This window comes from Nitratidesulfovibrio liaohensis (assembly GCF_011682075.1).
GTDB lineage: Bacteria > Desulfobacterota > Desulfovibrionia > Desulfovibrionales > Desulfovibrionaceae > Cupidesulfovibrio > Cupidesulfovibrio liaohensis.
Map to the genome: position 1 here is coordinate 1 of NZ_VSMK01000264.1, position 19,869 is coordinate 19,869.

Genomic DNA, 19,869 nt, shown 5'->3' on the forward strand with positions numbered 1-19,869 from the left:
CGCTGGCCGCGCGCCATCCCACCGTGCCGCGCGGCGCGGCAACGCTGCGCCTTGGCCTTACCGCCCTGCACCGGGTGGACGACGTGGCCCGCTGCGTGGACCTGCTGGCCCGCGCCTGGAGAGAAGAGGAAGAGAAGAGGGGCGATGCGCCCGGAGATCAAGCATGAACGCAATGAACCAGCCCCCCTCCCGCGCCCTGTTCGTGGTGGGCACGGACACGGGCGTGGGCAAGACGGTGGTTTCGATGCTGCTGCTGCGCGAGCTGTTTGCGCGGGGGGAGCGGCCCTTCTACGCCAAGCCCATGCAGACCGGGTGCAGAGACCCGTACGACACGGACAGCGACGCGGCCTTCGTGTACCGGCACGTTCCGGAACTGGCCGGGCGCGACCCGGCGGAAGCGGTGGGGTGGTGCTTTGCGGCGCCTAAGGCTCCGCTCCACGCCGCGCGGGACGAAATGCGCGGCGTGGAGACGGAAGACCTGGTGCGCAGTCTGGCATGTCTGCGCAGTGAACACGCCTCTCTGGTCCTTGAAGGAGCGGGCGGCCTGATGGTGCCGTTCACGCCGGAGGCCCTGTGCATAGACTGCATCCGGGCCGCCGACGCCCGTCCCGTGCTGGTGGCGCGGGCGGGACTGGGCACCGTGAACCACACGCTCCTCTCGGTAGAGGCGCTGGTCCGGAGAGGGATGGAACCGGCAGGGATCGTTTTCGTTCACACCAAGGAACGTTCCGCATCCCCGGACCTTGTGCGGGACAACATGGAGGCGGTAGCCATGCTGTCCGGTTTTCCGGTGAGCGGCGTGGTGCCGCCCATCGAAAATCTGCTGCATCCGCCCGACGCCGCCTTCGCGCCCTTGCGGCGCATGCTCGACGTACTGGACGGGGTGGTTGTGCCCGGCTAACCCCCGAAGAGGTTAGGCGTCGGGGAACAGCGCCATCAAATCGGCCAGCTCCTCCCGACGACGAATCAACCGGGGTTCCCCATCAAGGCCAATGAGCACCTCGGCGGGGCGCAGGCGCTGGTTGTACGTGGAACTCATGGCATAGCCGTAGGCCCCGGCGTCCAGCACGCCCAGAATGTCGCCCTCCTGCACGGCAGGCAGAAGGCGTTCCCTGGCCATGATGTCCCCGCTCTCGCAGATGTTGCCCACCACGGTCTGGGGGTGCAGGGCCGCATCGGGGCTGCCGCCCGTGCGGTACACCTCGATGTCGTGGTGCGCGTCGTACATCACCGGGCGGGCCAGCACGTTGAAGCCAAGGTCGGTGCCCACGTAGCGGGTGGGGCCATTGTTCTTGGTGGCGTGCACGGTGCCCAGCAGCAGGCCGCATTCGGCCACCACGTAGCGACCCGGCTCGATGTAGAAGCGGCCCTTGTAGCCGGTGCGTTCCGACCATCCGGAAATGAGCGCGTGCAGGCGTTCCGCCGTGGCGGCCAGATCCAGCCGGGGCTGGTCCTCGTACTTGCGGTAGGGAATGCCGAAGCCGCCGCCGAAGTCGATGACCTCCACGGTGTCGAACTTTTCCGCCACGGACAGCAGGAAGTCCGCCGCCGCCACGTACCCTTCCGGCTCCAGGAACAGCGAACCGATGTGCTGGTTGATGCCCGTCAGGGTCATCTCGTGCCTAGCCAGGATGGCCCGCAGCTCGGCCAGCGAGGCATCGGAGGGATCCACGCCGAACTTGGTGGCCTTGCCCGCCGTGACCACCTTCTGGTGGTGCCCCGCGCCGATGCCGGGGTTGAAGCGCACCATCACCTTGCCGCCCCTGTTCACCCTGCCCAGGGTATCGAGCTGCGACAGCGAATCCACGCTCACCAGAAGCCCGTGCGACACGGCGTTGGCCAGTTCCGCCTCGGACACGTTGTTGCACACGTACAGGATCTGGTCCGGGGTGAACCCGGCGGCCTTGTTGACGTGGATTTCGCCGGGCGACATGGCGTCCACCACCAGCCCTTCCTCGCGCACGATACGCAGCAGGGAAAGGTTGGTGTTGGCCTTGGCCGAATAGTTCACGAAAAAGCCGGGGTGCGACGACAGGGCCTTCATGTCGCGGCAGCGCTTGCGCAGCAGGGCCTCGCTGTAGACGTACAGGGGGCTGCCGAAGGCGGCCACCAGTTCTTCGGGCGTGGTCCGGCCAAAGAAGCCGACCGCATCGGTGTACGTGGAACGAACGTTGGGCATGAGGGTCTCCGTCGTGTTTCCGGCGCGGGCCGCATTGCGCCCGGCGTGTATCCGGTTGTCGTCAATTGTCCGAAACGGGGTCCGGTCCGGCGTCAGACATGGAGCCTGGCACGGAGCCCGGCATGGCGGCGCGGATGCGGATCAGTTCCATTTCGTGAAGTATGGCCTCGCGCATCAGGTACACCAGGTGCTCGTTGCGCGAATACAGACAGCGCCCGCTCACGCCCGGCTCCAGCAGTCCCGCTATGACCTCGCTGGTATCGGCGATGAGCTTCACGTGGCCGGTGCCCGCATGGTTCTTCAGAAAGGTGGCCCCGGCAATGCCCGGTTCGGCATTGGACAGCAGCACCACCTTCAGCCCCCGCGCCACGCAGTCGTCGAACTCGCGCCGGAACAGCGCCACGTTGTCCGCGTGCATGGATGCGTACACCCGCAGCCGCGCCAGGTGCAGCATGTTGCGGATCTTGTCCTCGGTGTTGCGCAGGCCCGCCACGGTCAGATAGGGCGTCTCGTCCGGCTCGGTGTCCGGCAGGTTGGCTTCAAGGAAGGCCAGCGTGCCTTCGGCGTCTCGCCGCAGGTTCAGCAGCAGTTCCTCTCGCGGGACGGCCATGTAGCGGCTGGTATCGCCGCTGGCCACCACGGCCCCGCCCTTCTCCACCAGGCTCGACAGCGCCGCATAGGCATTGGAGCGCGAAATTCCGGCGGCCTTGGCCGCCTCGTACCCGGTCATGGGATTCTGGCCCGCGTGCCGCAGCAGGGTGAGATACATCAACGATTCCTGCTGGGTGAAACCGAACTTGCGCAAAGCCTGAATGAGTTCCATGTGCTTCCTTCCAAAAGCCCGCCGGGATGGCGGGGTACCGGTGCATGAGGGCCGGATGACCGGATGGCCGGATTACCGGACCGGCGGTCGGGCGGCGGACGGACGGGCGGCAGGGAGCGGGGCTGACGACAGCGCCGCCTTGCGCTACACTGGCCGGGGTGCCGTCCCGGCATCCGCCAGGGTCTCTCCGCCCCGCTCCGCACGCCCTGACCAGTTGCTGGCCACGGCGCCATCGGGTCCCATGCGCGGCGGGAAAGACTCATGCGTGGTACTGATTGGTACTACTAGCGCCGCACCTGCGGCTTGTCAATGTCAGAAGCACGAAATCCGGTGTCAGAAGGCCAGCGGGGGCAACGCGCCCGCGCCGTGTCCTCCGTGCCCCCGGCCCACCGTGTTCTCGGCCGTTGCCCATACACCGCCGCGCCCCGCCAAGGACATGCGGGGACGTGGCAGGAGACTCCATGGAATCCCTTTCCGACCGCGTCCGCGTGGCCGCACCGCATATTGTCGACCTGCGCCGCCGCCTGCACCGCATCCCCGAAACCGGCTTCAACGAAATGCGCACCGCCGCCCTGGTGGCCGAAGAGCTGACCACGCTGGGCCTGCCGGTACGCACCGGCATCGCGGGCACCGGGGTTACCGCCCTGCTCGATTCCGGGCGGCCCGGCCCCACGGTGATGCTGCGGGCCGACATGGACGCCCTGCCCATCACCGAGGCCACGGGACTCCCCTACGCATCCGAACACCCCGGCTGCATGCACGCTTGCGGGCACGACATGCACATGGCCATGCTGCTGGGCACGGCGCGGGTGCTTGCCGGGCTGGCGGCGGAAAATCCCGGTGCCCTGCGCGGGCGCATCCTGTTCCTGTTCCAGCCGGCAGAGGAAGGCCCCGGCGGCGCCGCGCCCATGATCGAGGCGGGCGTGCTGGACGACCCCAGGGTGGACGTGTGCCTCGGCGCGCACGTCTGGCCGGAGATTCCCGCCGGTTTCGTGGGCGTGAAGCCCGGCCCGCTCATGGCCGCCATGGACCGCTTCGAACTGACCGTGCTGGGCAAGGGCGGCCACGCCGCCAACCCGCACCTGTGCGTGGACGCGCTGGAAACCGCCACCCAGGTGGTGGGCGCGCTGCAACGGGTGGTCAGCCGCATGACCAGCCCGCTGGAGCCGGTCATCCTGACCATCGGCGAACTGCACGCGGGCATGGCGTACAACGTCATTCCCGGCGAGGCGCGCATGACGGGCACGGTGCGCGCCTTCGCGCCCGAGGTGCGCAACCTGTGGGAGCAGCGCATCAACCAGGTGGCGGGCGGGGTGTGTGCGGCCATGGGGGCCACACATCGGCTGGATTTCCATTGGTGCCACCCGGCGGTGATCAACGACCCGCGCGCAGCGGCGCATGTGCGACGGGCCGCACTGGACGCCGTGGGCGCGGACAGGGTGATGGAACCGTTGCCCACCATGGGCGGCGAGGACTTTTCCATGTTCCTGCAGCGGGTGCCCGGGTGCTTCTTTTTCGTGGGCTGCGGCGGGCCGGGCGTGGCCCCGGTGCACAACCCGTGCTTTGCCCCGGACGAATCGTGCCTGCCCGTGGGCGCCGAGGTGCTCTGCCGGGCCGCCGTGCAGCTGTGCGCCCGGTGGGATACGCCGCAGGCCGATACGTAACCGGTGATCAGGGAGTATCCGGCGGTCAGGGCGTAACCGGTGACCGGGGCGTAACCGGTGACCGGGGCGTCGTCGACGACAGGCTGCTCCGTGCCCCGCCAGCCCACGCGAATCCCCGGCCAGCCCCCGGTCAATTCCAGACAATACCCGCCGCCCGGCACACACCGCGCGGCCCATCCCCGCGCCAGGAATAATCTTTGACATTCCCTACGGGGCGGGCGATGGTCAACGGGTCTGCCCGGTCGCCGCGGCTGTTGCCGCCTCATTCATTCCGACTGGCGGATACCCACCACAGATTCTCCCCCAAGGAGCCCCAAATGGCACTCAAGAACGGCGATACCGTCCGCGTTCACTACACCGGGACGCTGGACGACGGCACCGAATTCGATTCCTCGCGCGACCGCGAACCCCTGGAATTCACCCTGGGTGAAGGCATGCTCATCCCCGGCTTCGAAAAGGCCGTACTGGGCCTTGGCAAGGGCCAGTCGGTGAAGATTACCATTCCCGCCGACGAAGCCTACGGCGAGCACGTGGAAGAAATGATCATCACCGTGCCCCGCGACCAGGTGCCCCCGCACATCGAACCCGAAGTGGGCCTGATGCTGCAACTCATGACCGACGACGGCGAGCTTGACGTCACCGTCACCGACGTCACCGAAGAGCACGTCACCCTCGACGCCAACCACCCCCTGGCTGGCGAAGACCTGACCTTTGACATCGAGCTGGTCGAAATCTGCTAGGACGCCTTTCCGGCGGTTTCGTCCGGCGCTGTCCGGGCACCGTCGGCACCACCGGCACCACCGGACATAGCGACCACCGACAGCCGATACTCGATACACCGCCAACGGCGCCCCCCGTCAGGGAGGCGCCGTTTCCGCGTCTGCATGCTGTCAGATCATCCGCTTCAGGAACCACTCAACGGCCCTCGCAGACGGGGAGCCCCTTCCGGCTGCCCCTCGCCGTCGGGGGCTTCCTGTTCCGCCACCACGCCGTGGTCGGTATCATCCCACAGCATCACCCGGTTGCGGCCCGCCTGCTTGGCCCGGTACAGCGCATGGTCGGCCCTGGCCAGCAGATCTTCCAGTGGCCCGGCGCCATAGCGCGGCGTGACGGTCATGCCCGCTACCCCCACACTGATGGCCACGGGCACGGAGATGCCCGCCTGGCGCAGGTCGATGCGTTCCACGGTGCGGCGCAGGCGCTCGGCCAGTGCCATGGCGTGGGGGGCGTCGGTATTGGGCGCGATGATGGCGAATTCCTCGCCGCCCATGCGCACCGCGAAGTCGGATGATCGCACGGCACTCGCAATGGCGGCGGCCAGCCTGCGCAGTACCTCGTCGCCAGTGGCATGTCCGTGTACGTCGTTGATGTGCTTGAAGTGATCCAGGTCCAGCATCAGGCAGGCGCACGGCTGCCCGGCCCGGCGGCAGATGCTGACGATGCGCGCGCCCGCGTCGGCCAGCAGGCGGCGGTTGGCCAGTCCGGTCAGTTCGTCGGTGCCTGTCAGGCGTTCCAGTTCGCCCACGTGGGTGCCGATGCGCTCGGCCATGCGGCAGAAGTTGCGGTACAACCGCTCCAGTTCCGGTGGCATGCCCGCCGCATCAAGGCCGGGACAGACACTGCCGTATTCCCCGGCCATGATCCGTTCGGACATGGCCGAAATGCGCTCGATGGGGCCGGTTACCCGCTGCGCGAGGCGCAGCAGAAAGGGGGTAAGCGCGGCAATGGTCAGGCCCGACACCGCCAGCAGGAGCAGCAGTTGCCGGTGCATGTCGCCCAGTATGTCGGCCACGGCGCGTTCCTGCACCAGCAGCCATTCGCCGTTCTTGAGCGGAAGCCCCACGCCCAGCACCTCGTCACCATCCCGGTTGCGGTAGACGGTCGGGCCGTCGATGGGCGCATCAAGCGAGGGTAACGGGATGGACGGAGTATTTTCCGGGGCCAGCAAGGGCACGCCGGAGGCGGCGTCCACCAGAAAGGACGGATCCACCGGGGTGCGTCGCAGGCTGCTGACCATTTCGAGCAGCGCGTTGATGCGCACCACGCCGAAGACCAGCCCCGCGAAGTCGCCCTGCGGATTCAGCACCGGAGATGAAAAAATCACGATGGCCTTGCCCGAGGTGCGCCCCGTCAGCACGCGCGAGATGAACGGCTGCCCCTGCCGCGCCCGCAGGAAGTATTCGCGGTCGGAAAGGTCCACCCCGGCAGGCGCGTCCATGTCCACCACGGTGCGCCCGGCGGCATCCACGTAGACCAGGGAACGGAAGTCGCCGTGGGCGTCGAGAAAGGCATGAAAGTCCCGCTTCATGGCGGACATGTCCACGGTGCGCACCGCGTCGGTGCGCGACACGTGCACCACGTCGGCCAGGCGGTAGCCCAGCCAGCGTTCCACGTCGAAGCGGTGGTGGCGCAACTCCGCCTGCATCTCGCCCTGGGCCTTGCGCAGCCCTTCGGTGCGCAACACGCCGTAGAACGCCGCCAGCGACAGGGCCAGCGGCAACAGGATAAGCAACAGCGAATAGAACCGAAGCTGCGCTTTTATGGTACGGCCAAGCCGCATGGCGTCAGTCCCCCCAAATGGCTTTTCGGCCTGTCTCCGCGACCCCGCCCCCGCACCGCCTACCCCGCCACGCCTTCCATGCCCCGTCAGGCATGACCGGCATGACCGGCATGACCGGCGTGACCGGCGTGACCGGCGTGACCGGCATGTGCTGCATGCCCCCCGGCATGCCGTGCATGACTGCGGCAAGGACCAATGTAAACGGCACGAAACCCATGCGCAAGCAAATGGAAAACGGCAACAAGGCACGCGTGGGGTGCCGCGAAGACGCCGGAAGGATCCCGCCGACCATGGGGAGCGCCCCCCGCAAACGCGAACGGGGCGCCCCGAAGGACGCCCCGTAGTGGTTGCGCATGTTTCGCTGATGTCGCGCTGATGTCGCGCTGATGTCGCGCTGATGTTGCGCTGATGTCGCGCGGGCTCTGCCCTGCGGGCTTAGCCCCCCGCCAGCATGGCGGTGCCGATCTGGTACACGGCCACGGCCAGGCCGAAGGCCAGGATGGTGCTGAACACCGTGCTGAAGATGGCCCAGCGCCACGAACCCGATTCCTGCTTGATGGCCACCACGGTGACAAAGCAGGGGGCATACAGCAGCACGAAGACCATCAGCGCGGCGGCAGCGGCGGGGGTCCAGTGCGGGTCGGCCTTGATGCGTTCGGCCAGCGACCCGGCGTCTTCGGCGTCCACTTCGCCCAGCGAGTAGGCCGTACCCAAAGTGGAGACGATGACTTCCTTGGCCGCAAAGCCGCCCACCAGGGCGATGTTGGTGCGCCAGTCGAACCCGGCCGCGCCGGTCACCGACTCAAGCGCGATGCCCACGCGGCCCGCGATGGAGTATTCCAGGCCTGCAGCGGCTTCCTCGGCGTCGATGGCGGCAAGCTGCTCTTCGAACGGATCGCTCTTTTCGCCTTCGGCGGCGGCTTCACTGGGCTCGCCGGCTTGGTCGGCACCCGCAGGCGCTTCGGCCACGGCTGCTCCGGAAGCGCTCTTGTCGGCATCGGCGGTTTCCGCTTCGGCGGCCTTTTCACCGCCGGCTTCCGCCGCTTCCTTCTGGGCGGTGATGGCGGCGCGCTGCGCCTCGAACGCGGCGGTGCGATCTTCCGGCAGCTGCGGGAAGGTCATGGCCGCCCACAGCAGGATGGAGATGGCCAGAATGACGGTACCGGCCTTCTTGATGTACTGCCAGGTGCGCTCCCAGGTATGGATGAGAATGCCGCGCAGGGTGGGCAGGCGGTAGGGGGGCAGTTCCATGACGAAGGGCGTGGATTCGCCCTTGATCACCGTGGAACGCAGGATGCGCGCCACGATGAGCGCCATGCCCCAGCCCAGCAGGGTAAGGGCGAACATGGCCTGGGCTTCCTGCTGGGCAAAGAACACGCCCACGAACAGGATGAACACCGGCAGCTTGGCACCGCAGGTCATGAACGGCGCGGTAAGGATGGTGGCCAGGCGTTCACGCGGGCTGCGCAGGGTGCGCGCGGCCATGACGCCGGGCACGGCGCAACCGCCCGCGATGCCGCCGGACACGATGTAGGGCATCACCGAGCAGCCGTGCAGGCCGAACAGACGGAACACCCGGTCCAGCATGTAGGCCACGCGGGCCATGTAGCCGGAGTCTTCAAGGAAGGCGATCATCATGAACATCAGCATGATCAGCGGAACGAAGCCCATGACCCCGCCCACGCCGTCGATGATGCCCGAGACCACCAGCGATTTCAGCAGCCCGTCGGGCAGCGCGGCGGATGCCGTCGCGTTCATCCAGCCGAAAAAGGCTTCCACCCAGCCCATGGGGTATTCGCCGATGGCAAAGGTGATTTCGTAGATGCCGTACAGCACGGCCAGCATGATCACCGGGCCGAGCAGACGGTGCGTGAGCACGCGGTCCATGCGGTCGGAGGCGGCAAGGCGCTGCGAAAGCTCGTCGTGACGGGTCATGACGCCCTGGCGCAGCACGCCGGAGATGTAACCGTAGCGGTAGTCGGCGATGACGGCTTCAGGGTAGCTGTTCAGAGTGGCTTCCAGATGGCGGGCCACCTCTGCGGCCATGGCTTCCAGCTCTGCCGCCAGCGGTCCGGCGGCGCGGCCCAGGGCGCGGATGTCCTCGTCGCTTTCCAGGTACTTCAGGGCCACCCAGCGGGCCGGGTACTTGTCGGTAAGGAACCGGGCGGCCTCGATGCGCTCGACCATGCGGGCCAGCACCGGGTCGAGGTCGGGACCGTAGGAGATTTCCAGCGGCTTCCAGGGGGTGCCGCGTCTGGCGTCGCCGTGGGAGACGGCGGCGGACATCAGGTCCTTCAGGCCTTCCCCGGTGCGGGCCACGGTTTCCACCACGGGCAGGTCCAGCAGTTGCGACAGGCGCGCGGCGTCGATGCGCAGGCCCTGCTTGCGGGCCTCGTCGATCATGTTCAGGCCGAGGGCCACGGGAATGCCCAGTTCCATCAGCTGCACGGCCAGGTACAGGTTGCGCTCCAGCGCGCCCGCGTTGATGACGTCGATGACCACGTCGGGGCGGTCTTCCACCAGCACGCGGCGGGCCACCACTTCTTCCTGGGTGTAGGCGGTAAGCGAATAGGTGCCGGGCAGGTCCACCACGCGCACTTCACGCCCGTCCACGCGGGCGATGCCTTCCTTCTTTTCCACCGTGATGCCGGGATAGTTGCCCACATGCTGGCGCGAGCCGGTGTACTCGTTGAACGCGGTGGTCTTGCCGGAGTTGGGGTTGCCCGCAAGGGCGACGATGACGTTGGCGGACATGGCTACTCCTGCGGACGGGGCTTGGCGTCGATATCGACGGCGATGAAGTCGGCCTCGTTGTTGCGCAACGAGAGGGTGAACCCCTTCAGGCGCAGGGCCACCGGATCCATCAGGGGCGCCCGCCCCACGACCTCCACTTCCGCACCGGGAATCAGCCCCATGTCACGGATGCGCCGCCCAAGTTCGCCATGCGCGTCAACCTTGGCGATGCGCGCCCGCTGGCCCACGGCCAGTTGCCGCAGGGGAATGGTTTTGCCCATCTTCGTGTGTCCTCCTCGCTGTACGCGGGCTGGGTGCTCCGCGAAATTGAAAATCTTTCTCATTGCGCGACGTTAAAAAAAGGCACGGCCCTCGGGCCGGCCATCACCAACGTGCCGCAGTGCTACTTGCCGCAGCCGCAGGATGTTCCCGGCCTGGAGGCAATGTGCCCTCCGCCGCCGCAGCAGCCCGAACCACCAGACGCGCGGGAAGTTCCGGAACTGCCAGAGCAGTCGCAACCGCAGCCGCACCCGCCCGACTTGCGGAACAGGTACCGCCGCGCGACATACCCTGCCGCCGCCAGCACAATGGCGACAACCACAAGGGTGTCCCAACTCATATGTTTCTCCTTGTCGATGGCCGTGATCGGCTGCCGTCGGCGGTGGCACGCGCCATGCGCGTGTTCCGCCGGGGCGCTTCCGTCCGGCCTGCATCCGAAGCGATCACTCGATTCGGCCTGAAATACCGTGTATCACACTTAAATATTGATCTAGCCGTCAGTCGCGCAACTGCTGCCCGGAGTGCACCGGTTCGCAGTATACGTCGCAGGCCAGAGTGTCGCCCAGCACCAGCGAGGCATCGCGCACCCGGACGCAGCATGCGCCCCCTTGCGAGCAGACTTCCAGTTCCGTACCGGGCGTTATGCCCAGCGCGCACAGCCTTCCCCGCTCGCCCTGCCTGTCGCAGAGACGACGCACCCGAACCCGGCATCCGGCGGGAACATCACTCAACTTGCAACAAGACATACGCGTCTCCTTGGTCCGGCCAGCACTGGCCGTCTGCCCGCACCGCCGTTGCCGCGCGGGGCGCGGGCAACAGGTGCGGGGCCGGGAATCACGCCCGACGCCCTATCTGTGCACCTCCTGAAAATGATTGTCAAGTTCCTTCTCGACAAAAACCACCACTCCAGGCCCGGCAAGCGCCCACTCACGACATGCCCCGGCATGGACACAACATCACCAGAACATGATCAGGGCACGGGCAAGAACTGGACGCGCCCAGCCCGCTGCGGTAGCCTTTCCGTCCGTCGCTGCACCCCGGTCAACCTCCCGTGCGGGCAACGGACGAGGCGTCGGACGCATCAATCACAGTTTTCGCAGGAGTCTTCGCCGCAATGCCGCATTCCACCTATCCCGATGCCGTCGCGCCACAGGCGCCAGCCACACAAGGGGAATCTTTGTCCAACGGGCCAGCAGACACCTTCGCCCGTTTCGCGGAACAGGCCCGCGCCTGCCTGCCCTCCGGCCTGGACGAAGTCACCGCATCGGACATCGCCGACATGGTGGCGCTGACCGCCCGGCTCATGGCCATCCGCTCCACGGCGTCGCGCCCGGAGGAACTGGTCCGCTGCGCGGAGGTCATCGCCGCCTGGCTGACCGACAACGGCATTCCCTGCACCCGCATGGAGCACGAGGGCGTGCCCTCGCTGCTGGCGGGCAACCCCACCCACGCCGCGCCGCTGGCCCTGCTGGTGCACTTCGACGTGGTGGACGGCGCGGACGCCATGTTCACCCCGCGCCTGGACGCTGCGGCAGGGGTGCTGCACGGGCGCGGCAGCATCGACGACAAGTACGCCGTGGCCGTAGCCCTGGTGCTGTGCCGCCGCTGCCTGCGCGACCTTGCGGCACGGGGCCTTGGCCCGGACGCCCTGCCCCTGGTGCTGGTGATCACCGGCGACGAGGAAACCGGTGGGCGCAATGGCGCCTTCCGCGTGCTGCCGCACGTCCGCGCCGACTTCTGCGTGGCCCTGGACGGCGGATCACCGGGCTCGGTCATCATCAAGGAAAAGGGTGTCATCGACCTTGTGCTCACCGCGCGGGGCAAAAGCGCCCACGGCGCCCGGCCCTGGCTGGGCGAAAACGCCGTGGATGCGCTGGTGCGCGACTACGAGGCGCTGAAGCCGCTCTTTCCCGGCCTCTATCCGCAGTTGGCGGGTCTGGCGACGCCGGACGCACAGCCCTCCTCGGTCGCGTCCCCGCAAGCGGAAGCCCACTGGCACCGCACCCTGAACCTTGGGCTGCTGCACGCGGGCACGGCGGTGAACCAGGTGCCCGGCGAAGCCGTGGCGCAGTTGGACGTGCGCTACACGGAGCACGACGATCCGCACCAACTGGTGGCCGACATGCGCGCCGCCGTGCAAGGGCAACTGGACGTCACACGCATGGAGCCGCTGTTCGTCACCGGCGACACCCCGTGGCTGGGCAGGCTGTTGCGCCACGCCCCCGGCGCGGCCACCGGCTGCGCCCACGGGGCCAGCGATGCCCGGTTCCTGACCGATCTTTCCATGGCCGGGGTGGTCTGGGGCGCGGAAGGCGAAACCAGCCAGCACACCGACCACGAGCACCTGCTGGTCCCCAGCCTGGTGCCGGTGTACCAGGCCCTGCTGGCCCTGGCGCGCGAGGCTGGCAACGCATAGCCTTGCCCGTACTTATCTGCACGGACGGCCCTTTGCGGCACTGGCACCATTACCCGGAAACAGCTACAGGCCAGACATGACCGACGACAACAGAACAGCCCGGATGGCGACCGACGCGGCACACCTGCTGGAAGTGCGGGACCTGAGCGTGGAATTTCCCGGGCGGCCCGACGCGGACGGCACCCCGTCCGCCCCCTTGCGCGCCGTGGCGGGGATATCCTTTTCCATAGCGCCGGGGGGCACCCTGTGCCTGGTGGGTGAATCGGGCTGCGGCAAGAGCATGACCGCGCTGGCCCTGCTCCGCCTGGTGCCCGAGCCGGGGCGCATCGCTTCCGGCTCGGTGCGACTGGAAGGGCGGGAGTTGCTGACCCTGCCCGAACAGGACATGCGCGGGGTGCGCGGGCGCAGCATCTCGATGATCTTTCAGGAACCCATGACCTCGCTGAACCCGGTGTTCCGGGTGGGCGAGCAGATCGCCGAGGGGCTGCGGCTGCATCTGGGACTTTCCCGGTCCGATGCCGCAGCGCGCGCCGTGGACCTGCTGCGACAGGTGGGCATTCCCTCGCCGGAACTGCGCGCCCGCGACTTTCCGCACCAGATGAGCGGCGGCATGCGCCAGCGGGTGATGATCGCCATGGCGCTGGCCTGCGACCCGCGCCTGCTCATCGCCGACGAACCCACCACCGCGCTGGACGTGACCATCCAGCGCCAGATACTGCGCCTGATGCGCGACCTTGCGGCCCGCAGGGGGGCATCGGTGCTGCTGATCACCCACGATCTGGGGGTAGTGGCGGAAACCGCCGACCAAGTGGCCGTGATGTACGCCGGGCGGATCATGGAGCATGCACCGGTGGGCGACTTTTTCGCGCGTCCGCTGCACCCGTACGCCCAGGGGCTGATGCGTTCGGTGCCGCAGGCGGTTTCCGGCCCGCGCGCCGAACGGCTTTCGGCCATTCCGGGCACGGTGCCGCCGCTGTGGGCGCTACCATCCGGCTGCACCTTCCGCGACCGCTGCCCGCACGCCTTTGCCCGCTGCGCGGAACAGGAACCGCCCCTGTTGGGTATGCCGCCGCTGGCTGTCCCTGCTGGCCTCGCCGTCCCTGCTGTCGCTGACGATGCGTCGCAGGCGCACGGCGTGCGCTGCTGGCTGCATGCCCCCACGGAATGACGGACAGCTGCCGATCTGCCGGGCATCGCCCCGCCATGCCTGCACGAAGCGCCCCGCAGTGGGCCGCCCGCGCCTCCGCATCGCCCCGAAACACGCCATGCAGACGGCCCGCGCAGCATGCGCCAGTACAGCATGCGCCAGTACAGAAGCGTACAGGCGTGCCGCATAATCACCGCCCGCGTTACGGTGGCACTGCCATGCACACCCCCCGCACACACCACCCTACGTTATAATGGGGAATAACCCTACTGCGGCGAAAGCAGGTTTACAATTCCACCGGGGGCACATATAACGTACCGTGTTATTTTCAGACCAGCCACATCATAGTCAAAGGCTGCCGACATGTCGAAAACCGTTGTGCTCGTCGAAGACCTCGATATCGTCCGTGAGGGGCTGAAGGCCCTGCTCGGGGCATATCCCGCGTTCACCATCGTGGGAGAAGCCCCGGACGGCATCCAGGCCCTTAAAATCGTTGAAAAGCACATGCCGGATATAGTGCTCATGGACCTGACGCTGCCGCTCATGGACGGCACGGAAGCCATCCGCGAAATCAAGCGGCGCTGCGAGCGCACCAAGGTGCTGGCACTGACCGCCCACAAGAAGGACAGCCTGATCTACCGCACCCTCAGCGCGGGTGCCGACGGCTACGTGCTGAAGAACGTTTCCAGCGACATCCTGGTGCAGGCCATGGAAACGGTGCTTTCCGGGCGCCGGTACATCAGCCCCGAAATATCCGAACTGCTCATCGAAGACTTTCTGCGCCACGGTCGCCGCGAAAGCGGGTCGTTGCTGGATCTTTTGAGCGACCGCGAAAAGCAGGTACTGAAGCTGGTGGCCGAAGGCCATGGCAACAAGATGATCGCCGACAAGCTGTGCATCAGCCACAAGACCGTGGAAAAGCACAAGGCCAACCTGAAGCGCAAGCTGGGTGCCGCCAGCACGGCGGAGTTGGTCAGCTTCGCCATCGAACACGGGTTGACCGTCACGCCGTAGCCGGAGGGCGCTCCGCCGCACTATACTGACTGACAGACAAGCGCTGAACAGCTGCAAAACGACGGGGCGGACTCCACTGCGAGTCCGGCCCGTCGATGCGTTTCACGGCAGAAAGGATGTTGCGGGACGGCTGGCCCCGACACGCGAGTCCTGCGTGCCCGTCAGGGGGGACAGAGAGTGCGGGTCGTTCTGCGTGCCCCCAGTGGACAGTCGCGGCTGACAGACTGGCCCGACTGACAGACTGGCTGGCTAGCTCGACTGGTCTGACTGGCCGGATTGGCCGGATTGGCCCGGCTGGTTTGGCTGGCTTGGTTGGTTTGGTTGGTTTGGTTGGTTTGGTTGGCCAAATTGTCCCAACAGGACGGATAAGGCAGACAGGGCGGCCCGCAGCCACGCAAGGGCGTCGGAGGCTGTGTCCCTGTCGGCGTACCGGGCGGAGCATTCCAGCGCCGCCGCACAGGCGGCCCATTCCGGCATGGCGTAGTTGGCGGCCATGCCGCGCACGGTGTGCGCCACGCGGGCCAGCAGCGCCATGTCTCCCGCAAGCAGTGCATCGCCAGCCTGGCCGGTGAGCGCCTCTGCCGTGCGCCACACGCCGGGCAGCAGCGGGCGCAGCATTTCCGGCATGGCCGCAATCAGGGCCGCCCCGGAAAGCCGCTGTCCGGGGGGCATGCCGGGCTCGTCCACCCGGTGCAACTGGCCGCACCGGGCCAGCGCCAACGCCACGTCGGCAAGGTCCACATATCCGGATGCGTGGGCGGGGCCGGAAGTTTCGGTGCCGTGGGGCTGGACAGCCGCCGGAACGTCCTCTTCATCCACGTCGCGGGGGCGCACCTCCACCACTTGGGCATTCTCCCAGCCGGAAGGCACGGCGGCGTCCACCCCGACAAGCCGCACCACAAGGCGCGGGGCCGGTACGGGCATGCCAGAGGGATCCGGGGCGAACGCGCCAGACAGTACAGGCGCACCTGGCGCGTTCTGCGGGCTTCCGGCGTGCACACGCGCCCCCGGCAGCAGCATGACCACCTGCGCCGCCAAGGCCTCGCGCACGGATGGGCGCATGTCGCATATCAACACGAGGGGATACCCCGTGTCCGCTCCCGGCGTGGTCGCCTCGGCATGCGCCAGATCCGGTTGTTCCCGTCGAATCGAGGACGGCGTGGTGCCGTCCATCCTGGACTTGGGCATCGTGTCTCCTCTCCCCCGGTGGCGGAACGACGCTGCGTCACCGCCCGATGTCTGCTCCGGTGCTATCGGCAAGCATGGGCCTTTGCCTTAGCCCCGGACCGACACGCAAGTATTTTTCCGCGTCCGCCAACAGGATTCGGGGCGGGGAAGGGGCATGCGATCAGGATTCGCAAGGTTTTTTGAAAAAAACGCTTGCCAACCGAACGGCGTTTGGCTAGAAGACCCTCCTGCGCCGAAGTGGTGGAATTGGTAGACACGCTAGGTTCAGGGTCTAGTGGGGGTTCCCCCGTGGGAGTTCGACTCTCCCCTTCGGCACCATCGACGGTAAAGGTCCCGGCATTCGCCGGGACCTTTCTGCGTTTAAACCCCCTCCCCGGCTCCCCTCCCCCCGCGGAACAGCCCCGTGCGATCACCCCGGCTGCGGGCAGACCGCCACAGCGGCCCGAAACTCTGCGACGGGCCGAACGTTTCGCCCCCAGGAGACGAACGCGCGCGACATTTATCAGCGGCCCGGCCCGCCCAACCGCCTGACCGATGCCGCACATCCACGCGATAACGTGTGGCAGGACGGGAAGTTCCGGGTTGTGCCGTCCGTCGTACGGCAGCATTTCCCCAAACACCCATGGCGGGCTTGCCATGGGGCAAGCCCGCTCATGCCGCCAGCCCCAAAAAATACCCAGAACATCATCCACAATTTCGGCATTGGGTGATCGCCTTTCTCTTCCACAAGATATGGTGGCGATACCGTTACCTTTCCCTCATGCAACGCAACCCGGAATGCCGTGCGGCAAGCCGACCGGGCTCTGCAGTGGGCCGGGTGATGGTGAGTGGTATTTTTTCTAGAAAAGTTATAACACGCATGCGCGGCGACAAATTGTTGCTGCAAGACCAGAGCCGCCTAGAGGGGGGGGATTCGCCGGGCCGCAGGGGGGGCCTTTCAACCCGGCGCATTCCACACATCCACACGAGCAGAACCGGACGGACACCCCACCGTCATAACCCATCGCTACCATTATCGGTATTGGCGGGTCATGTCGGACGGCCGGGCATCATCTCGCGGAACGCCTCCACCGCCATGGCGGCAGGCATCCGTGCGGCACGCCCTGGCCCTGCGATATGGCACGACAACAACGGGTGGCCCTGCGCCCCCCGCGAAACCGTAATCGGGATGGTGGTTCCATGGGTCTGCACGCCAATGCGTCCTCCACCGGGCGACTGCTCGAACTCATCCGCAAGGGCGATGCCGCGCGCCCCGATCCCCTGCGCGAGCCCGTCCAACCGATGCAATCGGGCCCCGGCAAGTGGAACATCGCGCTGCTGCGCCCGCTGAAGGAGCGCCGCGTGCTTGGCGTGGAATGGCGTGGCCGCAGCCTGTACCTGGCGGAAAGCCGCCATGGCCGCACGGGCCTGCCGGTACTGCAGGGAGTGCACGCCATCCGCATTCCCGCCGGCATCCGGCCAGGCGACGACGCCTTTTCCTCCTTCCTGCGCCAGCAGATCCTGGACTTCTGCGGCCCCGCCCCCGACCTGGAGGTATGGGCCGCCCTGCCCGACGAACACGCCGAACACTGGCACTTCCGCATTCCCAAGGTTTCGGCCAAGGAACGCGACGACGTGGCCTTCTGGACGGCCCGCAAGGAACGCGAGTTCGACGAACGGCAATCGGTGTTCGACTGCACCATCGGCGACGAGATCATCGAAAAGGGCGTACCCAAGCTCCCCGTCACCGCCACGCTGGTCATGCGCGCCTCCCTGGGCGAGGTGCGCAACATCGTGCAACGCGCGGGCTTCGCCCTTGCCGGTGCGGCCACGCGGGTCATCGCCTCGCACAATCTGTTCACCACCGGCTGGCTGAACCCGGCCACGGAACAGTTCGCGGTTCTGCACATCGACGAGGAATCGACCCGCATCGACATCTATTCTTCGTCGCAGGTGGTGCTGAGCCGCATGGTCAAGACCGGCTTCGCCAGTCTGGCCCGAGCCCTGGTGGAATCCACAGCCGGTACCGCCGCCCCCCTTTCCGACGCCGAAGCCCGCGCCCTGATGCTGCGCGACAACACCTGCATCCTGCCCACCCCGCCCAGTCAGGGCAATACGGGACAGCCCGTGCCGATGGCCGCCGCGCCGACTGATGATCCGGCTGCCCCCGTGGCTCGTCCGGTGACCGACATCGGCGCCAGCATCGCCCCCGCCGTGGAACGCCTGGTGCGCCAGTTCGAACGCACCATGGACCACTTCGCCAACACCCTCGGCTACCCCGCCGTTTCGCGCATGTTCCTTTCCACCCCGGGCGGCTGCCTGCAACCGCTGGTGGACGAGTTCGGGCGGCAGGTGGGCATTCCGTGCACGGCGCTGAACAGCCAGCGCGGCCCGGCCACGCCCGGGGCCGAACTGGATCTGGCCAGACTGCCGTCGGACTGCGCCGAGTCCCATTGGGCAGTCGGCCTTTCGCTGTCCAACGATGAACGCACCCAGAACTGCGTCAACACCTTTCGCGAGCGCAAGCAGGCCCGCCAGCGTGAACGCGTCCGCCTTGCCGTGGCCGTGGGCAGCATGCTGGTGGTGCTGTGCACCGCCGTCTTTGCCAGCATTCAGGGTGCGGCTCTGCTTTCGGCCCGGGGCGAACGCGACGCGCTGCGCCAGCAACTGACCGCTTACGGCGAAATCACCGACAAGGCCAGGCTGCTGGCCGACTCGGCCAAGGGCAAGGCCCTGCGTCTGGCCGTCCAGTCCATGAGCCGCCGCCAGGTGGCCGTGGCCGTGCTGTCGGAACTGGCCGCCGTCACGCCTTCGGGGATGCGGCTTTCCGGCCTGCGCCTGACGCAGTTGGACCCCGGCCAGCTCCCCGGCGCAAAGGACGCCAAGGGCAGGCAGGCACAGCAGCAGGCCAAGGCCGACGCCGCCGCCGACGCCAAGGCCATGGCCGTGGTCACCGGGGTGGTTTCCGGCGACATGCTCCAGCGAGAGGCCATGTTGGCCGACTTTCTGTACCGGCTGGAACGATCGCCCATGGTGCTTTCGGTGACGGTGGAGAAAAAGACCCCCGAAACGGACACCGCCAACGAATCCCTGCAGTTCGTAGCCACCCTCAAACTGGTGTGACGGGCACAGTCATGCAAGCATCCAAGAACACCTCGCCCTTCCTCGTCCCCGGGCTGTCCGCCGCGGTCATCGTGGCCATGGCGTTGCTGCTCATCGTGCCCACCATGCGCGAGACCGCCCGAGTGCGCGAAGAAACGGCGCAGATCCGCGCCCTGCTGCACATGCAGCAGTCCTTCGCCCCGGTCATCGCCGAAATGAAGGCCGACGCCGCCCGCTTCGACACCACCCTGGCCCGGCGCAACGCACTGGCCGCGCCCAACCCGCCCGCCCTGACGGAGGCCATCGGCACCTTGCAGGACATGGGCAACCGCGCCTCGCTCAAGGGGGTGCGCTTTGTTCCGCTGGCGGAATCCGTGCTGGGCGGCAGCGACATGGTGCGGCTGGACGGGGTCATGGACGGCCCGCTGGAATCGTTCCGCGCCTTTCTGATGCAGGTCACGGCGCAGCCCTGGCTGGACCGGGTGGAATCCATGGAAGTGACGGCAGGCACCCAGTGGCCGGGCTACAAGGTGTCCATCTGGATAAAAGTGAACGGCAACACGACGCGCATCGGTGGGTGACGGCATGACCCGCAGGGAACAGATTATGATCGGCATGGCGGGGGTCGCGGCCATCGCGGCGGTGGTCATCCTGCTGCTGCCGTCGGGCACTTCGCGGCCCGAACCGGCGGCCAGCGCCCCCGGCGCCCTTTCGTCCAGCCTGTCGGCACCGGCAAACGGCGGTGCCGCACCTGCCACGCCCACCACCTCTGCCCCGTCGGCAGC

At 67.4% G+C, this 19,869-nt stretch carries 16 protein-coding genes, 1 tRNA gene and 1 pseudogene; 10 read left to right on the forward strand and 8 right to left on the reverse strand.

The window, feature by feature from the left end; genetic code table 11:
* Nucleotides 1-163: 163 nt before the first annotated feature.
* Nucleotides 164-901, forward strand: a complete 738-nt coding sequence (bioD, locus tag FVW27_RS09880; RefSeq protein ID WP_167124753.1) for a dethiobiotin synthase — start codon at nucleotides 164-166, stop codon at nucleotides 899-901.
* Between the two features lie 12 nt (nucleotides 902-913).
* On the opposite strand, the gene lysA is transcribed toward bioD, so the two are convergent.
* Nucleotides 914-2,179 (reverse strand): diaminopimelate decarboxylase, encoded by a 1,266-nt coding sequence (lysA, locus tag FVW27_RS09885; protein WP_167124755.1) that lies wholly within the window; start codon nucleotides 2,177-2,179, stop codon nucleotides 914-916.
* 61 nt (nucleotides 2,180-2,240) lie between these two features.
* Entirely contained in the window at nucleotides 2,241-3,002 is a 762-nt protein-coding gene (locus tag FVW27_RS09890; RefSeq protein ID WP_167124757.1) for a TrmB family transcriptional regulator, read from the reverse strand.
* Between the two features lie 461 nt (nucleotides 3,003-3,463).
* On the opposite strand from FVW27_RS09890, the gene FVW27_RS09895 reads away from it, so the two are divergent.
* Nucleotides 3,464-4,666 carry a M20 metallopeptidase family protein gene (locus FVW27_RS09895; protein ID WP_167124759.1) on the forward strand — a complete coding sequence of 401 codons (1,203 nt, stop codon included), beginning with the start codon at nucleotides 3,464-3,466 and terminating at the stop codon, nucleotides 4,664-4,666.
* A 317-nt stretch (nucleotides 4,667-4,983) separates the two neighbouring features.
* Nucleotides 4,984-5,406: an FKBP-type peptidyl-prolyl cis-trans isomerase gene (locus tag FVW27_RS09900; RefSeq protein WP_012612157.1), complete on the forward strand. Its 423-nt coding sequence runs from the start codon at nucleotides 4,984-4,986 to the stop codon at nucleotides 5,404-5,406.
* 164 nt (nucleotides 5,407-5,570) lie between these two features.
* Here the strand turns inward: FVW27_RS09900 and FVW27_RS09905 are convergent, their stop codons facing one another.
* The 5 genes from FVW27_RS09905 to FVW27_RS09925 form a co-directional block, all read right to left on the reverse strand.
* A complete protein-coding gene (locus FVW27_RS09905) occupies nucleotides 5,571-7,226 on the reverse strand; it encodes a diguanylate cyclase (RefSeq protein WP_167124761.1) in 1,656 nt (551 codons plus the stop codon).
* Between the two features lie 435 nt (nucleotides 7,227-7,661).
* On the reverse strand, nucleotides 7,662-9,980 hold the full coding sequence (gene feoB, locus FVW27_RS09910; protein ID WP_167124763.1) for a ferrous iron transport protein B: 2,319 nt from the start codon (nucleotides 9,978-9,980) through the stop codon (nucleotides 7,662-7,664).
* 2 nt (nucleotides 9,981-9,982) lie between these two features.
* The gene (locus FVW27_RS09915; RefSeq protein WP_167124765.1) at nucleotides 9,983-10,240 is read right to left on the reverse strand and encodes a FeoA family protein; all 258 of its coding nucleotides are present in this window, start codon (nucleotides 10,238-10,240) and stop codon (nucleotides 9,983-9,985) included.
* Between the two features lie 122 nt (nucleotides 10,241-10,362).
* Nucleotides 10,363-10,578, reverse strand: coding sequence for a hypothetical protein (locus tag FVW27_RS09920; protein ID WP_167124767.1), 216 nt, complete (start codon nucleotides 10,576-10,578; stop codon nucleotides 10,363-10,365).
* A gap of 157 nt (nucleotides 10,579-10,735) precedes the next feature.
* Nucleotides 10,736-10,984, reverse strand: coding sequence for a FeoA family protein (locus FVW27_RS09925; RefSeq protein ID WP_167124769.1), 249 nt, complete (start codon nucleotides 10,982-10,984; stop codon nucleotides 10,736-10,738).
* A gap of 431 nt (nucleotides 10,985-11,415) precedes the next feature.
* Here FVW27_RS09925 and FVW27_RS09930 point away from each other — a divergent pair, with 431 nt between their 5' ends.
* The 3 genes from FVW27_RS09930 to FVW27_RS09940 all read left to right on the forward strand — a co-directional run bounded on the left by FVW27_RS09930 (nucleotide 11,416) and on the right by FVW27_RS09940 (nucleotide 14,815).
* A complete protein-coding gene (locus FVW27_RS09930; protein WP_208294730.1) occupies nucleotides 11,416-12,654 on the forward strand; it encodes a M20 family metallopeptidase in 1,239 nt (412 codons plus the stop codon).
* A 76-nt stretch (nucleotides 12,655-12,730) separates the two neighbouring features.
* Nucleotides 12,731-13,822, forward strand: coding sequence for an ABC transporter ATP-binding protein (locus FVW27_RS09935; protein ID WP_167124771.1), 1,092 nt, complete (start codon nucleotides 12,731-12,733; stop codon nucleotides 13,820-13,822).
* Between the two features lie 342 nt (nucleotides 13,823-14,164).
* A complete protein-coding gene (locus FVW27_RS09940; RefSeq protein ID WP_167124773.1) occupies nucleotides 14,165-14,815 on the forward strand; it encodes a response regulator in 651 nt (216 codons plus the stop codon).
* 249 nt (nucleotides 14,816-15,064) lie between these two features.
* Here FVW27_RS09940 and FVW27_RS09945 read toward each other — a convergent pair whose 3' ends face one another.
* A complete protein-coding gene (locus tag FVW27_RS09945; RefSeq protein ID WP_167124780.1) occupies nucleotides 15,065-16,003 on the reverse strand; it encodes an Hpt domain-containing protein in 939 nt (312 codons plus the stop codon).
* 231 nt (nucleotides 16,004-16,234) lie between these two features.
* Here FVW27_RS09945 and FVW27_RS09950 point away from each other — a divergent pair.
* The 4 genes and pseudogenes from FVW27_RS09950 to FVW27_RS09965 all read left to right on the forward strand — a co-directional run.
* Nucleotides 16,235-16,321: transfer RNA gene (locus FVW27_RS09950), tRNA-Leu, on the forward strand.
* 861 nt (nucleotides 16,322-17,182) lie between these two features.
* Nucleotides 17,183-19,105, forward strand: coding sequence for a hypothetical protein (locus FVW27_RS09955; protein WP_167124774.1), 1,923 nt, complete (start codon nucleotides 17,183-17,185; stop codon nucleotides 19,103-19,105).
* Between the two features lie 11 nt (nucleotides 19,106-19,116).
* Complete coding sequence (locus tag FVW27_RS09960) at nucleotides 19,117-19,665, forward strand: hypothetical protein (protein WP_167124776.1); 549 nt, start codon at nucleotides 19,117-19,119, stop codon at nucleotides 19,663-19,665.
* Nucleotides 19,666-19,669: 4 nt separating this feature from the next.
* Nucleotides 19,670-19,869: pseudogene (locus FVW27_RS09965) on the forward strand (hypothetical protein); the annotation flags it as partial.

Excerpts from the sequence above, each read along its gene's own strand:
- FVW27_RS09940 (WP_167124773.1), top strand. The coding sequence starts at position 14,165 with ATGTCGAAAACCGTTGTGCTCGTCGAAGACCTCGATATCGTCCGTGAG.
- FVW27_RS09895 (WP_167124759.1), top strand. The coding sequence starts at position 3,464 with ATGGAATCCCTTTCCGACCGCGTCCGCGTGGCCGCACCGCATATTGTC.
- FVW27_RS09925 (WP_167124769.1), bottom strand. The coding sequence starts at position 10,984 with ATGTCTTGTTGCAAGTTGAGTGATGTTCCCGCCGGATGCCGGGTTCGG.
- lysA (WP_167124755.1), bottom strand. The coding sequence starts at position 2,179 with ATGCCCAACGTTCGTTCCACGTACACCGATGCGGTCGGCTTCTTTGGC.
- feoB (WP_167124763.1), bottom strand. The coding sequence starts at position 9,980 with ATGTCCGCCAACGTCATCGTCGCCCTTGCGGGCAACCCCAACTCCGGC.
- FVW27_RS09955 (WP_167124774.1), top strand. The coding sequence starts at position 17,183 with ATGGGTCTGCACGCCAATGCGTCCTCCACCGGGCGACTGCTCGAACTC.
- FVW27_RS09890 (WP_167124757.1), bottom strand. The coding sequence starts at position 3,002 with ATGGAACTCATTCAGGCTTTGCGCAAGTTCGGTTTCACCCAGCAGGAA.
- FVW27_RS09915 (WP_167124765.1), bottom strand. The coding sequence starts at position 10,240 with ATGGGCAAAACCATTCCCCTGCGGCAACTGGCCGTGGGCCAGCGGGCG.
- FVW27_RS09905 (WP_167124761.1), bottom strand. The coding sequence starts at position 7,226 with ATGCGGCTTGGCCGTACCATAAAAGCGCAGCTTCGGTTCTATTCGCTG.
- FVW27_RS09945 (WP_167124780.1), bottom strand. The coding sequence starts at position 16,003 with ATGCCCAAGTCCAGGATGGACGGCACCACGCCGTCCTCGATTCGACGG.
- bioD (WP_167124753.1), top strand. The coding sequence starts at position 164 with ATGAACGCAATGAACCAGCCCCCCTCCCGCGCCCTGTTCGTGGTGGGC.
- FVW27_RS09935 (WP_167124771.1), top strand. The coding sequence starts at position 12,731 with ATGACCGACGACAACAGAACAGCCCGGATGGCGACCGACGCGGCACAC.
- FVW27_RS09900 (WP_012612157.1), top strand. The coding sequence starts at position 4,984 with ATGGCACTCAAGAACGGCGATACCGTCCGCGTTCACTACACCGGGACG.
- FVW27_RS09960 (WP_167124776.1), top strand. The coding sequence starts at position 19,117 with ATGCAAGCATCCAAGAACACCTCGCCCTTCCTCGTCCCCGGGCTGTCC.
- FVW27_RS09920 (WP_167124767.1), bottom strand. The coding sequence starts at position 10,578 with ATGAGTTGGGACACCCTTGTGGTTGTCGCCATTGTGCTGGCGGCGGCA.